The sequence below is a fragment of the Bacteroides fragilis NCTC 9343 genome (assembly GCF_000025985.1).
Classification (GTDB): Bacteria; Bacteroidota; Bacteroidia; order Bacteroidales; family Bacteroidaceae; genus Bacteroides; species Bacteroides fragilis.
Window position 1 is genome coordinate 4,218,781 of sequence record NC_003228.3, and the last position, 16,564, is coordinate 4,235,344.

The following is a 16,564-nucleotide window of genomic DNA, read 5'->3' on the forward strand; positions in this document are numbered from 1 at the left end:
ATAATTACTAAGTCAAAAGTTGTATACGGTATATCTTTGGTAGCATGAAAACAATCTGATGACATTACACTAAAATATAAATGCGAGTTAATAATTGAATTTACAACTATTAACTCGCATTATTAATTTATTTATATCAGTTGACGACTGTACCCCTTACATCCAATTCACGAATCGCAGCTACTGTACCATTACCCACCCCATCCGGAATGACCAATTTGATATAGCGTGCCGTGGATGATTTTACATAATATTTTAGTGCGGCATCCTGATTCGTAAAACCAAACTGACCGATCGATTCCCAATTCGTCCCGTCTTCACTGGCTTCAAAACGTACCACCTTTATCGGATTATTACTTCCTCGCCCACGTGGCAATAACTCTATCTGAGCTATTTTGACCCGATGATTCATATCGATAATTATTTCATAAGGTAAAGGATCAGATCCTCCCTGCCAACGCGAATGCCAGAAAGTCTCGATATTTCCGTCAATTAAATGTTTGGCATGTCCATTATTGCTGCCTTCACCCGAAGCCTCTTCGGTAGTGAACGATACAATTTTCCAATCTGTTTTAGAAAGTTTATCCCCTTCTTTAATAATGCTATAAGCTGCATAAACATCCTTATCAGCCCGTATAGTAGCATCAGAAGTTACCTCTGCTATTTGCACGGGTAACATATAATTTCCCGGCAGGATATCGTCTTTCAGTTTATAAGTTGCTGTAACCTGATTTACTCCACTATGAAGAATCGGAGTTTCGGGAGTCACATAGGCATCGGACGGAAGCATGCTGAAATAAGTACCGTGAGCCGTATTATAGGCATCAATCACCGACTGGCGGCTTTCCAAGCGACAGCTGATTTCCCATTTATTGGTGAATGGGACCCCGATCTGTACAGGTAACTCCTTTACTTCTGCCAGGTTGATCTCTTCTACTCCGGCATTCATAATAGTTACAATCGGCTCTGAAACTTTAAAACCCAACAATAAAACAGAACGTCCTGAAACAAAAGGCATTCCACTGGATGTAGCACGTAAAGGCAACACATATTTCAAATGATCATATCCGGAGAGCTCTTGTATCTTAGCCGGGTCGTAAGTGAGCTCACCTTTCAACAGCCTTTCGTTTGCGGGAATATCGACAGAACTTTTTGTTAATTGATAACAGTCAGCAGGAAGAAGTTCATATGAGGTTCCATCGGCAATATTCATTGAATCGAGCAAAGCTTTGTCCACAGAAAAACTTACTACACTGGCAGTTGACTTCAAGCCCCCCTGCTGTATCCATAAATCTGCCGTATACTTTTCGCCTACATTATAAGATTGCAATGTATTAAACCCTTCCTGAGAAACAGCCAAAACCCCATCGGCTTTGGAACTTACATCAAAACTATCATCACAACTGCTCATAGACAGTGCGACGTAAGCTAACATTCCTATGTAATTAAATCTATTCATAAGTACATCTTTTTTATTTATTCAAAAATCACCATCCCGGATTCTGTACCAGATTCTTGGTCTTTCTCATTTCGGAATCAGGCATGGGATACAGATACATTTTCCGGTTAAATACAATCTGGCTTGCTTCCACTATGCGATTGAAATCTTCTTTATCATTCGACTCACCGCGTACATTCATTCCGTGCACATAGCCATTCTGACGACCTTCCCCGTTTTTATCAGCAATCATCCATCTTCTCACATCAAAATAGCGCTGCCCCTCTGTGGCCAGTTCAATCTGGCGTTCACGTTGAATGGCAGCCCGTTGCAATTCCTGATTACCACGAATAGCCGGATTCAAAGTCTCTATATCGGGTAATCCTGCACGCTCACGCACCAGATTGAGGTATTTCAAAACTCTCGCGTCATTAGGATTGACTTCATTGGCTGCCTCAGCATACATCAAATAGAAATCTGCCAAACGGAAAATAATAGAGGGACGGAACTGGGAGGCTACTCCCGGATTAGTTAAACTGACCGAACGATTGAAACGTTTGAAAAGCATATAACCGGTCAGGGTAGCCTGTCCTTCCTGTACGCCGGAGTTACCACCATTGTAAAATAATACCTGATTACAGCTCACTGGCCATTGACGTCCATTGAAAAAGACTGTATTATAAAAACGAGGTTCACGATTGAGATAGCGATTGCTGACAGTCACATTGGTATACTTCTTAGAAAAGTTATCATTCTGATCTTTGTAAGTCCCATACCCTTCTTCCTGATAAAGTGTAGACTGCGGCAAATAGGCTGTAGCCGAAACAGGGAAACCGTCTTTCATATAAAAAGCATCGACCAGTTCCTGAGTAACTCCAGTGGAACCTAAGCCATTTTTTTCGCAACGGGGAGCAATACGACGGTCGAAAGCATCACCATTCATTCCCCCCCAATCATTATTTGCCGTAGCCCAGATAATCTCATGTGTATATTTCTGAAACAGATTATACACAGACTTATCCGGATCAATGACAGCACCGTTATCGTCTTTATACTCTTTGTATAATTCATATCTTCCGGCCTCAGCATAGTCAATAAAGTCTTTACAAGCAGCAAGAGCTTTCTCCCACTTACCGGCGTCATAATCAGGAAACAGACGGGTACCATCCGGATTTGTCACCGACAGAGCTTCGCGGTATCCACCGTTTAAAAGAGGACTTGCAGCATACAACCACAATTTTGCCCGAACAGCCAAAGCAACTCCTTTAGTCGGCCAGGCACGATAGTCCTTATCTTCAAAAATAGGCTCCTGAGTCAATTCAGAAGCAACAGCTGTGAGCTCGGAATCAATATACTCTATTACTTCATCTACTGTATTCCTGGGTACATCCTGATCCTCAGTCGCATTGTATATTTTGTCCTTTACCAAGATGATCGGACCGTATTGTTCAAACAACAAATAGTGATAAAATGCCCGCATAAAACGCACATTGGCTTTCATCTGTGTCAGCTCGTCTTCCAACAACTGGTCTCCTTGGGTTCCCGTAGTCATTATCGGATGTGCTTTCTGCAAAAAAATATTAGCCTGACGAATGTATTTGTAACAGTCACCATAACGATGAAAACCCATGTTGGCAGCATTTCTATCCGAATTATTGTATTTGGAAGAGTTTCCATACCCAACGACCAGCTCATCACACATACCCGTCCAGGGATTTTTGAAAGCTCCCACATTCACGCTGTTAATCCCTGAATAATCGGGGATACCGGCAAAAACATTGGCATACCATCTCTTTGTATACGATACATTATCAAACACCTGTTCGGTATTCTGCAAACCTCCTGCAAGTTGATCGGAAACTCCCAAATAGTCGCAAGAACTAACAAAGCACAATAGCGCTATCAACAAAGTGTATATAGAATTTTGCTTTTTCATCTTTCTATTTATTAATCAATTTTGTCTTTTTAGAATGTAAAGTCTAAACCGAGAGTGAAAGTACGGGGCAAAGGATAATTCAAACCCGCATTGGCATTACCGGCTTCCGGATCGAAATATTTAATGTCATCCCACACAGCAAGGTTATATCCCATAATATAAATACGGGCAGCCTCAAAACCAATCTTATCCATAAATTTCTTAGGAAGCTGATAACCGAACTCTATATTTTTCAGTCGTAAGAAGGAACCATTACGCAACCACCAAGTGCTTGCCACCCGATTATTGGCATTATTGGCATTGTTCTTATGCAAACGCGGAATAATAACATCCTGACTGGGATTGTTTTCAGTCCAGCGGTCTAAAGCAAACGTGCGATAATTGGACTGGTCGACGCCCCAAGAGAACGGATACCATCCTTCGGAAGTGGCTCCTCCCAGAAGAACAGATGTATTGCCTGCTCCCTGAAAAAAGATACTCGCATAGAAGCCTTTGTACTCAGCGTTAAGACCAAATCCATAAATAATTTCAGGAGTACTCGGATTACCCACTCCTCTTACCTGATCATAAGAGTCAATCACGCCATCACCATTTACATCGACATATTTGATATCACCCGGGCCAATCAGTCCTCCTAAAGTAGGACGTGGAAGTTCCGAACGGAGTTTATAGGTTTTCAATCCGTTAGCATTGGTACTGACTATAAAATCGTCTTCTGTATAAAGGCGGTCGGCTATATAAAGAGTATTCTCACTAACTCTTGTACCGGTAACAGCTTGATATCCATACTTCTGAGGTAGTTCATCATATTCAAGAATTTTATTCCGGGTAAAAGTAAAGGTTCCCCGAGCACTAAGTTTCAGTTTACCTATCTGTTGATTGAGATTCATCGACATATCTATCCCCTGATTACGTACTTTACCAAAATTCTGCCACGGGTCTTGACGAAGCCCGCCCAATTGTGGAACAGTACGACGCTGTAACAAAATATCCCTACGTTCAGAACGGAAATAATCGAAGATAATATCGATGCGGTTATCAAACAGTCCCAGATCGAAACCGTAATTCTGCTTGTCCTCAATTTCCCAAGCCAGATAAGGAGCGGCGAAACGTCCTTCAACAATTCCGTTACCAATTCCGTTAGTTCCGCCCGTATCACCGATACCCTGCGTAAATCCGCCGGCATTGGTAGTAAAAGTGGGACGATACAAAAAACGTTCCTGTCCGGTTTTATCGTTACCAGTCCGCCCGACAGACGCTCTTAGCTTTAGTTTATTTACCACTTTTTTTATTGCTTCCGGATAAAATGATTCATTGGAAAGGTAATAAGCAGCACCTATTGCCGGAAAAAAGCCAAAACGATTGCCTTCAGCAAATGCCTCAGAACCGGTATAACCAAAATTACCTTCAATAAAGTAACGCCCATCATAGCCATATGTAGCACGTCCTACGAATCCTTGCTTACGGAATGGAAGGGGAACATTATGCTGTTGCGTTTCTTTTTGCATATATAGTAACATTGCTCCCACATCATGCTTTCCAAATGTACGCTTATAGTTGATAGATGCATCGATATAAATTTTCTTGGTAGCAGATGTCGCACTGTTTTTGGGATCTTGAATATCCGGATTACCCGATACTACTGTGGAAAAAATCAGCTGCCCTAATTCATCACGGCCTGTGGCATGGTATCGTGTCGGATTATACTCGCGACGAATAATCATCTCACTATCGTAGTCATAACTTACATTTAAGTTTGCAGACAAACCTTTAGTAATAAAATCAAGTTTCTGGTTGACATTTACTTTCGATTGTATACCTGTCCTATATTCTTTGGCATACCCGGAATTCATTAATAAGTTATAAGGGTTACGCATGTTCGCATCTCTTTCCTGGGCATACGTGGCTACGGTACCATCACTGTACACTGCGGGGAAAGCATAAGGAGGCGTGATTAACATAGAACGGAAAATGGTGGAAGTACCCGTTCCCGGATAATTATTAATAAGGTATTGCATAGCGAGATCTACCCCTACAGTAGTGGTGGAAGATACAGCCATATCGATATTCGAACGCAAGTTAAAACGGTCTATACCAATATTGGTATCATAAATCCCATTCGGCCTGTTCTTGAATAATCCGCTTTCGTTATAATAGGCTCCCGACACAAAATACTTGGCTTTCTCAGTACCGCCGCGTACATTGAGTGTATAGCGATGACTAAAGGTGTTCTTCCGGAGAAGTTCGTCAATCCAATTGGTATTGGGATACAAATCCGGATCGTCGTTGTTACGGTAATGGGCTATCAGTTCATCTGAAAACTGCGGTCCTTCACCATCATTACGCAATGCCTCATTATATAAACTAAGATAATCGGCAGAACCTACAAACTCAGGAAGGCGGGTAGGTGATGAAATGGTGTGTTCGGTCTTAAAAGATATTTTAGCTTTTTCAACACGGCCACGTTTAGTAGTCACCAATACTACACCGTTAGCTCCTTCTGCGCCGTAAATAGCAGTAGCAGCTGCATCTTTCAGAACAGAAAATGTTTCTATTTCATCCGGTTCAATATCGCTCATATTTCTCGGCACTCCGTCGACAAGTACGAGCGGAGAAGTTCCCCCGGCAAAAGTACTGACTCCACGAATCCAGAATTCAGCATTGTCATAACCGGGTTCTCCAGAACGTTGTACGGCGATCAGACCTGCTACCTGACCGGCAAGACTATTATTAAGGCTGCGGGAAGGAACAACAATATCTTTGGGCTTGATAGAACTCATGGAGACCACCACACTTTCCTTCTTCTGCTTACCGTAACCAACTATCACTACTTCATCGAGTGCTTTTGAGTCCTCATGCAAAACAACGTTGATATTACGACGTCCCTTTACTTTGATTTCTTCGGTATTATATCCCAAATATGAAACCAATAAAATGACATCGTCCGAGGGAAGCATCACTTCATAACGTCCTTCCATATTGGTAATGGCACCTATGGTAGGATTCCCTTTTACGACAACGTTAGCACCGATGATAGACTCACCTTTTGCATCAGTAACAACCCCGGTTACTTTAATTTTGTTTTTTTGCTGTGAAACCGAAGGTGTCGCAGAAGTCTCTTTTTTATAAATGATTATTTGACGGTCTTTAATGGTGAAACCATTATCGGTATGTGCCAGTAACTGCTCCAGTATTTTATCAACAGACTGGTTAACCACATTTACACTAACCTTCCGGTTTAAGTCAATAACACCGTCTCTATAAAAGATTATAAACTCACTATTCTTCTCTATTTCTTTAAAAACCTGTAATACGGTTTTCTCGGCAGATTGCATAGTAAAGACTTTGGTTTGAGAGTAAACACTTGAAGCATAAGCCATTTCGAATGCAAAAGTGAATAACAAAAACAAAAAAATACTTTTTATTGATAATAAAGTTCTTACTTTAGTCCTATCGGGACTAAAAATTCCATGATTATTCATACATTTGTACGATTTGATTAACAAATTTGTTTTTACGTAGTTTAATCTAATCAGGGGTTGGATGATATGAGGGTATTATCCAACCCTTTCTTTTAAAATTTAAGGTCCTTGTTTCATAGTATTAAAAATCACTTGGTTAATAAAAAATAATTATCTCTGGTCTCTATTTGTGCAGGTATAGTTTTACTTAATACTTCCAGAACATCCCGTAAATCGTCTCGTAAATCGAGCTTACCACTACAAGTCAATCCTATCAATCCGGAATCAGGTATGACACGCTTTCCATAATATCGAGATAGCTTTTCGGTTATGATTTCAATCTTCTCATGGTTGAAACAATAATAACCATCCACCCAACTTATATATTCAGACACATCTACTGTATTTACCCGTAGCCCGTCGTCTTGTCCGTCATAAGTCAACATATCATTGGGCTTCAGAACTTTTTTAGGATATTTATATGTATCCACTTCTACTTTACCTGATACTAGAACCACCGATTGATTTTTTGTAAAATCGTAAGCACTTACATTAAATTCCGTACCCAACACTTCTACTTCCATGCGATTGGTTTTCACAACGAAAGGATGCTTTTTATCAGGAGATACTTGAAGATAGACTTCTCCATTCACATAAATTTCCCGCTTATGTCCCGAAAACTCTGACGGGTATACTACACGGGTATTGGCATTTACGGCTACTCGGGTACCATCGGAGAAAGTTATGAAAGAACGTTTCCCCGAAGGAACAATTAATTGATTGTAACCGGTTTCATTTTCTTCGTCCAATTGGGTCTTTCCGGAACTAATAGCTATCTTACCACCTTCCTTGTAGTGCAACCTGCTTTCTTTCCCATCCATAACCAACTTACGTCCTTCCGATAAAATCAGCTGTATGTCATTACTGCTATCCGGCTCGGAAATACCGGCCAAACTGTAACAAGAACTTTCTTCATAAAATGAAATAAGTGAAAAAACAAAGTAACTGCTCAATGCCAACACTGATATGCAAGCAGCAATCCCGGCCACACGTAAGAAAAGCAACTGTTTTTTTCTTTTCACTCTTTTTTCCATCGCTACCTGCCGGCTAATTCGCTCCCAAAGTGTCCCCACTTCATCGTCTGTCATCCGTTTTTGAGGGCTTTCCGCCACAGCCATTAAAAAGCTTCGGGCCATACGTAATTCTCCGGCAAAAGTTTCATTTTCCTTTTCCAGTTGTGACCAGAACTTTTCACTTTGCTCCGTAGGGTGTTGCATCGAATCCAGGAAAGTCCCGTCATTCAACAAATCGGCAGCAGTATAATGTATATAGTGATTTTTCTCCATTTTCTTCTTTTCATAAAAAGACAAACAGAGTTTCGAAATCTACTCAGTGTAAATGGATTTTTTTATTACTTTTTTATTATCTACTGATAAACAGAATATTAAAATAGAAAAAAGAATGGTAATATACCATACATTTCACGTAATCTGGAGAGAGAACGCTGAAGTAAATTATAGGCTGACTGATAATTAAGCCCCATCAATTCACAAATGGCACTGTAATCTAATCCTTCAAAAAAACGATAGTAAATAATCTCTCGCTGTCTGGGAGAGAGTGTATTTAGCAAATGAGCAACAGTATGCTTCTGAGAGGTTTCATCTTCTGTCTCAATCAGTTTTTCTTCAACCGACAAATCGAATTCATAATTGATATTGGAGATATAAGTGTCATGCAAATTCCCTTTATTGAAAACATTAAAAATAGAATTTCTTAATGAAGACATTAAGTAGATTTTAACATTATCCGGAGGAGAAGAGTACCTATCCTTCTGCCTATAAACATTCACAAAAACATCTTGAACACAATCTTTCACCATCTCTGTATCCGTCGTAAAACGGCATCCGTACTGATAGAGTTGCTGAACATACCGGGAATATAGCCATGCATAGGCATCATCATCTCCTTTCAGAAACAACTGCCATTTTATCTTACTACTTTCAATAAGTTCATCATTATACATATTGCACGGCTTCTAACAATATCAGTTGCGCAAAATAAATAAAAAATCATCAAATGTAGTTAATGCAGCTCTCTTTTTAATTATAAAGTTCCTTTATAGTTGCTAATTTCCTCTATCGGAATAATTAGAGAGCGGACTATGTTTGATGCCAATTACAATAAGATTCATCTTCCACGGATAAAGGAAAACTTAAGAGAACAACTCTTTCCTGAATTTTATTGTTATATTTGCATATACTAAATTTTAAAGCCTTATTCAATATGTTCAATTCATTTGGCAATATTTTCAGACTAACCAGCTTTGGCGAATCCCATGGTAAAGGAATCGGAGGAGTGATCGATGGATTTCCAGCAGGTATCGTCATCGATGAGGAGTTTGTTCAGCAGGAACTAAGCCGTCGTCGTCCGGGACAATCGGTAATTACTACCTCCCGAAAAGAAGCTGATAAAGTAGAATTCCTTTCAGGCATTTTCGAAGGAAAGTCTACCGGATGCCCTATCGGGTTTATCGTATGGAACGAAAACCAACATTCTAATGACTACAATAACCTGGAGAAAGTATACCGTCCGTCACACGCCGACTACACATACACCGTAAAGTATGGAATCCGCGATCACCGTGGCGGTGGTCGTTCTTCGGCACGTGAAACCATTTCAAGGGTAGTAGGCGGTGCATTGGCCAAATTAGCATTACGCCAATTGGGTATTCACATCACGGCATATACTTCACAGGTAGGTCCTATAAAACTGGAAGGTAATTACACGGATTACGATCTGGACTTGATCGAAACCAACCCGGTGCGCTGTCCCGATCCGGAGAAAGCAAAAGAAATGCAAGACCTGATTTACAAAATCAAAGGAGAAGGAGATACCATTGGCGGTGTACTGACTTGTGTCATCAAAGGTTGTCCTATCGGACTTGGGCAACCCGTATACGGCAAGCTCCATGCTGCATTGGGCAATGCTATGCTAAGCATCAATGCCGCAAAGGCTTTTGAATATGGAGACGGATTCAAGGGGCTCAAACAAAAGGGATCGGAACAAAATGACGTATTCTACAACAATAATGGCCGGATTGAAACACGTACCAACCACTCCGGAGGTATACAGGGAGGCATCAGCAACGGACAGGACATCTTTTTCAGGGTAGCGTTTAAACCGGTGGCTACTGTTTTGATGGAGCAGGAAACTGTAAACATAGACGGTATTGATACAACACTAAAGGCCCGGGGACGCCATGACCCGTGTGTATTGCCACGTGCAGTGCCTATTGTGGAAGCTATGGCAGCAATGACCATACTCGACTATTATTTATTAGATAGAATGACACAACTTTAACAACTATTGAACGTGAACGAAATTCAGAAATACATTGCAGAGAATGAATCGACGATGATGGAAGACTTGTTCAGCCTCATCCGTATTCCCAGTATCAGTGCATTGCCGGAACACCATGATGATATGCTGGCATGCGCACAACGCTGGACACAATTGCTACTCAAGGCCGGAGCAGACGAAGCCATCGTTATGCCTTCGAAAGGTAATCCGATTGTATTTGGGCAAAAGATAGTGGATCCGAATGCTAAAACAGTGTTGATATACGCTCATTATGACGTGATGCCTGCCGAGCCCCTCGACCTGTGGAAGAGCCAACCGTTCGAACCGGAAATACGTGACGGACATATTTGGGCGCGCGGAGCCGACGATGATAAGGGACAAGCATTTATCCAGGTGAAAGCATTTGAATATCTCGTAAAATATAACCTGCTGGAGAATAACGTAAAGTTTATCTTTGAGGGAGAAGAAGAGATTGGTTCACCAAGCCTGGAAGCTTTCTGTGAAGAGCATAAAGAATTACTAAAAGCCGATGTTATCTTGGTATCAGATACCAGTATGTTGGGGGCCGACCTTCCTTCACTAACCACCGGACTGCGTGGTCTGGCTTACTGGGAAATCGAAATAACAGGTCCTAACCGTGACCTCCATTCGGGACACTTTGGTGGAGCGGTAGCCAATCCGATCAACGTACTTTGTGGTATGTTAAGTAAGGTAATTGATACCGACGGACGTATCACAATACCCGGATTCTATGATGCTGTAGAAGAAGTTCCACAAGCAGAACGAGAAATGATTGCCCACATCCCTTTTAATGAAGAAAAATATAAGGAAGCCATCGGAGTAAAAGAACTTTTCGGTGAGAAAGGATACAGCACTCTCGAAAGAAACAGTTGCAGGCCTTCATTCGACATTTGTGGTATTTGGGGAGGTTACACCGGGGAAGGTTCTAAAACTGTACTCCCTTCCAAAGCCTATGCCAAAGTATCATGCCGCCTGGTTCCCCATCAAGATCATCATGTGATCTCAAAACTTTTTGCTGACTACATCCGGCAGATCGCTCCTGCTACGGTAGAAGTAAAAGTGACTGCCATGCATGGAGGCCAGGGATATGTATGTCCCATATCACTGCCTGCTTATCAGGCAGCGGAAAAAGGATTTGAAATTGCTTTCGGGAAAAAGCCATTGGCAGTACGCCGAGGAGGAAGTATACCTATTATATCAACTTTCGAACAGGTGTTAGGTATAAAAACTGTATTAATGGGATTTGGCCTAGAATCGGATGCTATCCATTCTCCTAACGAAAACTTCTCTTTGGATATATTCAGAAAAGGAATTGAAGCTGTAGTAGAATTCCATCTGATATATGGAAAGAAATAATATATCCACTGCGGATAACACAGATTAATACAGAATTTTTTAGTTGAATTCTGTATTAATCTGTATCTGCCTCGGTAGACATTTTTATTTGGGTAATTCAAACATAAATGTAAACGATCTACTGTCTTTGAAATCTTTCACTACATCTCCTGCATAAACCTCTCCGTGAGTCAAAGACAATTTCTTAATACTTGCATTCGGACTAAAATCGACTTTATGTAAATCTATCCAGAAAAGGTTAGGAGTTAAAGTAGACTCAAAATAGTATACCCGATTTTTTTGATCGGAAACCGAACGCCAACGAGTGGAAGAAATGTAAGGCTTATCCAGAGTCGTAATTCCAAAAGGAACAGAAACATTACGCATGACGCTCAACACACTCGGTACGGCAATTTTTGCATCTGAGGTCTGCGGAATAGCATGAATATAGAAAGAAGCGCGTACAAAACGATCACTTGAACGATTAGTGCCCGGCAGCATATTTAAACCACCTACTTCCTTCCAATAATCATTCACAGCCAACTGTAGATCATAACGGGGTGAATTAGTCATCACCTGATACTCCTTACCTTCATGAATAATCAGATTTCCATCGATATATTCCAAAACAGCGGAATTACCCGTTTCATCAGTGATAGCCATGTGCAATGTAGATGCCGAACCATTAGGCATATCCGGAGCATCAATACGGAAAGTCTGTTTCTTCAACTCTTCTACAGCCTCACTTACCGTAGCAAAATTATCCAGCACATACTGCGTCCAAATGCTGATACCCATAACAGGACGAGTATCATTAGGACGGACATAAATAGATTCCGGCAAGAATAATAAGCTGGCAACCAGTCCTTTTTCGTTCATGCCGTCACAAGTACCGATATCATATCCGGTTGCTACAATGCTACCGTACTTCGAAATCCACTCTACCGTATTTCCTTTATTATATCCGGCCCGTTTGATACCGCGAGGGAAAAGATACAGGTTAGACTGAATATCCTCTTTCCAATCCATTGTACGCCCGGTGATTACCATATTGTCCGGACCAATATATACTGCACGCGTACATGCTTTTACCGGTTGTCCACTCCAGATAAAATTTACAGCTATGACAATCAATGTTGCCATCATTATTTTTCTTCTCATACTCTTTATATTAAAATGGTTTTGTTATCTGCATTTAGATAACAAAACCATAGAGTATTAGTTTTATTCAAAGGCGGGTACTTCCGAAATACTTCCGTATCTATGATATTCAAAGGCAATACTTTGCTCCTTAATATAATGTATCAGCTCTACCCTTCCGTTTTTCACCGGAGGCGCCGCTGCAATATGTTTGTCAGCCTGTGCAGCCGCCTTATATATTTTCATCGGTATCTCAAGGGAACAAGTACGGTACTAACCATGATTCTCCCGGTTCCAATGTCAATGCCCGCAGTAATTTTTCATTTTTTATTCGTTATCATTGGCCCCACTACATTACCCGGATTCCAAACACTTCCCACTTTCATGCTGGTAGCCACATCAATCAGTTTCTTTTGGAAGTTCTTATCTTCATATACCGAACGCTCAACCAACAACAACGAACAAGCAGAACACTTCTGTCCCGCATTACCAAAAACTGATGTGGCAATATTCATAATAGTATGATCACGATCCCCCGAGGCAGTCAAAATAATGACATTCTTCCCTCCGGTCTCTGCCGAAAGCGGAGTAGCCGGAATAGCTTTTGCTATGCTACGGGCCGTATCCGTTCCACCAGTCAAGATAATATGTTTCACCTTACAATCACAAAAACATCGTAGGGCTGAACATAACGGCACGATAGCTATGCAAAGTCTGCAATGCCTGCTGTGAAAACCGATCAAAAAGAAGATGTCGGTTCATAATAACATATTTAAGGAGATGTGTATCTGCAAATGCATAGATATTTCACCAATAATCCATCATCTTTTTGATGTTTTTCCAGAAGTCGGAAATTACATTCCTTTTTTGATACCCGATTTAATCAACCATGCATTCACCGGATAGGACACCATGAATCCCAAAAGCATGGCAATCTGCATCATAAACCAGAATGTCCAGGATGTTTTTTCCAGAGATTCATCTTTAAAAAGTATAAAAGTAGCAACAGCCATCCAGCTATACATCCCTACCTGCCAAGCTAATAATGAAAAAAAATCGGCCTTAAAGGCACGAGAAACAGCTTCACGAAAAGAGATAGCTTCCATTTCGCGAATTGCAATAAATTGAAAGAAAACACCGAGAATCAATGCCAATACAAAATCGAGTGCCCAGCTACCTGCTATTAAACTTCCTCCTATCTGCAAAGGTACCCAGTATGTAAACCATTCTCCGATAATATCCGCCAAAGTGCAACCGGCTCCACAATGAAGTGCCGACAAAGTGATAGACTGCCATTGTGGACGTACTTCAGACATATCCATCTCCATCGATATCTTCATATCCATTTTCATATTCTCCATAGGTACTGTTGCCACCATATTATCTTTTCGGACACCAAAAGTATAATAAGCAAACAAAGCGAAATAATGGCCCCACAATCCGGTAAGTACCCACACTATATTCATTATTTTCATGGATTGCCTGTGAAATATTACATTAATTGCCAGAATAAGGGCTATGATAAGACCGGCGCATACAAAAAAACAAGATACCGCGTTGAAAAACATTGTATTCATAAGGCTCGTTATTAATTGATAAGTGGTATTAATAACGAGCTTTTTATAAAATAGTTCAGTTAAAATTATGTATTAACAAAACAGAAGCCCTATTCAAACGCTTTCCGATAAGTGCATCCATTTTTCCATTCGGAACAGCCATAAGCAGTTTTACCCTTGATTATCATTCCCTTTCCGCAAACCGGACAAAGTTTCCCTACCAAAGAATCTGTTTCTTTTAAGGCATCCGCCCGAACAGATTGACCGGTAGAAGACACATCGACTGTTGCAGGCTCCGATTTACCTTTCTTTTCCTTCGGAGTAGCAGATTTCCGTTCCCGTCTTTTCGGTTCTTTCTTTTTCTTTTCTTCTTCTACCACTGTAGCCTCCTGAATGGTGATACGACGGTTCGTATTATCAGATAGCACACTATTTACTATCTCAGACACCATTTGCTTCAATTCTTCCAGGAATTGACGAGCATCGTAAGTTTTCTTTTCTATCTCACGCAATTTCTTTTCCCAGATACCCGTCAGTTCAGCCGACTTCAGCAACTCTTCATGAATCAACTGAATCAATTCCACTCCGGTAGGGGTAGCTATCAGATTCTTCTTTTCCTTACGGATATAGTTACGTTTAAAGAGAGTTTCGATAATAGCTGCACGAGTAGAAGGACGGCCGATACCATTTTCTTTCAATGCATCCCGAAGTTCATCATTATCCACCAGCTTACCGGCTGTTTCCATCGCACGAAGCAGGGTAGCTTCCGTATAGGGTTTAGGCGGCTGAGTCCATTTTTCATTCAAATCCGGTATATGCGGACCACTTTCCCCTTTCACGAAAGCAGGAAGCACGTTTTCATCTTCACCTTCTTTTTCTTCATTCGGATCTTTTACGTCTTTGGCAAATACTACCCGCCATCCCGGTTCCAGAATCTGCTTACCGGTTACCTTGAACTCGATACTATCAACCTCTCCCATCACTGTTGTAGTAGAAACTTTGCAATCAGGATAAAAAACCGCTATAAACCGGCGAGCTATCAAATCAAATACCCTACGCTCCATATCCGTCAGGTTTTGCGGATGAACTCCTGTAGGAATAATGGCATGGTGATCGGTTACTTTCGAACTATCAAAAACCTTTTTCGACTTAGGCAATGAAGCTCCTGCCAACGGCGTAGTAAGTACTTCATAATCTTTCAGTCCTTTCAGGATATTCGGACACTTAGGATAAATATCGTCACTCAGGAAAGTAGTATCTACACGTGGATAGGTGGTCACTTTCTTTTCATAAAGAGATTGGATAAGTTTCAGAGTTTCATCGGCAGAATAGGCAAATTTCTTATTGCATTCCACTTGAAGAGAAGTCAAGTCGAACAGACGGGGAGCATACTCCTTTCCGTCTTTTTTAGCCACAGAAGTCACGACAAAAGGCAGATCTTTAATGCGTTCCACCAATGCCATCCCCTCTTCACGATTAGCTATCGGATCAATGCCCCGGTTCTCTGTTTTCTTAGCCTTACCACCGGACTTTTCTTCTTCAGCCGCCAGCTCTTCATCACTTTTACGAATAAGGGCCGAGAAAGTTGTATCACGATACATGGTTTTCAGTTCCCAATATTGTTTAGGCTGAAAATTTTCAATATCCAGTTGCCTGTTGACGATCAGTGCGAGTGTAGGGGTCTGTACTCGTCCGATCGAAAGCACTTGCCGATTCTGCCCATATTTTACAGTATAGAGCCTCGTGGCATTCATCCCCAGCAACCAGTCACCAATAGCCCGGGACATCCCCGCCTCATAAAGTGGTTGAAAATCTTTCTGATCTTTTAGTTTCGCAAATCCTTCTTTAATAGCTTCTTCTGTCAGTGAAGAGATCCACAAACGTTTTACCGGACACCGCGCTCCGGCTTTCTGCATCACCCACCGCTGAATCAGTTCCCCCTCTTGACCGGCATCACCGCAGTTTATTATCTCATCAGCCTTTTGCATCAATCCCTCAATAATATGGAATTGTTTCTCGTAAGTAGGATTCTCTATCAGTTTGATGCCAAAACGTGGAGGAATCATAGGCAGGCTGCCCAGGCTCCATGACTTCCAGCCGGGAGTATATTCGTGAGGTTCTTTCAGGGTACAAAGATGACCGAATGTCCAGGTAACCTGGTATCCGTTTCCTTCAATATACCCTTCTTTCCTTTCGCGGGCTCCTAAAATATCAGCAATATCACGTGCCACAGAGGGCTTTTCGGCTATGCAAACTATCATTTGTTTTTCTTATTATAATGAGAATTGAGCAGACAAAGGTACAAAAAAATAGGAAG

At 41.2% G+C, this 16,564-nt stretch carries 11 protein-coding genes and 1 pseudogene; 2 read left to right on the forward strand and 10 right to left on the reverse strand.

The window, feature by feature from the left end; genetic code table 11:
• Nucleotides 1–136: 136 nt before the first annotated feature.
• The 5 genes from BF9343_RS17260 to BF9343_RS17280 form a co-directional block, all read right to left on the reverse strand.
• Nucleotides 137–1,459, reverse strand: a complete 1,323-nt coding sequence (locus BF9343_RS17260) for a BT_3987 domain-containing protein (RefSeq protein WP_010993476.1) — start codon at nucleotides 1,457–1,459, stop codon at nucleotides 137–139.
• Nucleotides 1,460–1,487: 28 nt separating this feature from the next.
• The gene (locus BF9343_RS17265) at nucleotides 1,488–3,374 is read right to left on the reverse strand and encodes a RagB/SusD family nutrient uptake outer membrane protein (protein ID WP_005798153.1); all 1,887 of its coding nucleotides are present in this window, start codon (nucleotides 3,372–3,374) and stop codon (nucleotides 1,488–1,490) included.
• A 29-nt stretch (nucleotides 3,375–3,403) separates the two neighbouring features.
• On the reverse strand, nucleotides 3,404–6,856 hold the full coding sequence (locus BF9343_RS17270; protein ID WP_005798155.1) for a SusC/RagA family TonB-linked outer membrane protein: 3,453 nt from the start codon (nucleotides 6,854–6,856) through the stop codon (nucleotides 3,404–3,406).
• A gap of 128 nt (nucleotides 6,857–6,984) precedes the next feature.
• Complete coding sequence (locus BF9343_RS17275) at nucleotides 6,985–8,181, reverse strand: FecR family protein (RefSeq protein ID WP_005817455.1); 1,197 nt, start codon at nucleotides 8,179–8,181, stop codon at nucleotides 6,985–6,987.
• Nucleotides 8,182–8,279: 98 nt separating this feature from the next.
• Entirely contained in the window at nucleotides 8,280–8,858 is a 579-nt protein-coding gene (locus tag BF9343_RS17280; protein WP_010993479.1) for an RNA polymerase sigma factor, read from the reverse strand.
• 260 nt (nucleotides 8,859–9,118) lie between these two features.
• Here BF9343_RS17280 and aroC point away from each other — a divergent pair, with 260 nt between their 5' ends.
• Both aroC and BF9343_RS17290 read left to right on the forward strand, forming a co-directional pair.
• Nucleotides 9,119–10,195, forward strand: coding sequence for a chorismate synthase (aroC, locus tag BF9343_RS17285; RefSeq protein WP_005790873.1), 1,077 nt, complete (start codon nucleotides 9,119–9,121; stop codon nucleotides 10,193–10,195).
• Between the two features lie 12 nt (nucleotides 10,196–10,207).
• Nucleotides 10,208–11,572: a dipeptidase gene (locus tag BF9343_RS17290; protein ID WP_005790875.1), complete on the forward strand. Its 1,365-nt coding sequence runs from the start codon at nucleotides 10,208–10,210 to the stop codon at nucleotides 11,570–11,572.
• Between the two features lie 84 nt (nucleotides 11,573–11,656).
• Here the strand turns inward: BF9343_RS17290 and BF9343_RS17295 are convergent, their stop codons facing one another.
• From BF9343_RS17295 to BF9343_RS17315, 5 genes and pseudogenes are all read right to left on the reverse strand, one after another.
• Entirely contained in the window at nucleotides 11,657–12,712 is a 1,056-nt protein-coding gene (locus BF9343_RS17295; protein ID WP_010993480.1) for a linear amide C-N hydrolase, read from the reverse strand.
• A 63-nt stretch (nucleotides 12,713–12,775) separates the two neighbouring features.
• Nucleotides 12,776–12,937, reverse strand: coding sequence for a hypothetical protein (locus tag BF9343_RS23990; RefSeq protein WP_224223205.1), 162 nt, complete (start codon nucleotides 12,935–12,937; stop codon nucleotides 12,776–12,778).
• Between the two features lie 13 nt (nucleotides 12,938–12,950).
• Nucleotides 12,951–13,347 (reverse strand): annotated as a pseudogene (locus tag BF9343_RS23780) (aldehyde dehydrogenase family protein); the annotation flags it as partial.
• 198 nt (nucleotides 13,348–13,545) lie between these two features.
• Nucleotides 13,546–14,268: a DUF4396 domain-containing protein gene (locus BF9343_RS17310; RefSeq protein WP_005790879.1), complete on the reverse strand. Its 723-nt coding sequence runs from the start codon at nucleotides 14,266–14,268 to the stop codon at nucleotides 13,546–13,548.
• Between the two features lie 89 nt (nucleotides 14,269–14,357).
• Nucleotides 14,358–16,508: a DNA topoisomerase 3 gene (locus BF9343_RS17315; RefSeq protein ID WP_010993481.1), complete on the reverse strand. Its 2,151-nt coding sequence runs from the start codon at nucleotides 16,506–16,508 to the stop codon at nucleotides 14,358–14,360.
• Nucleotides 16,509–16,564: the final 56 nt, after the last annotated feature.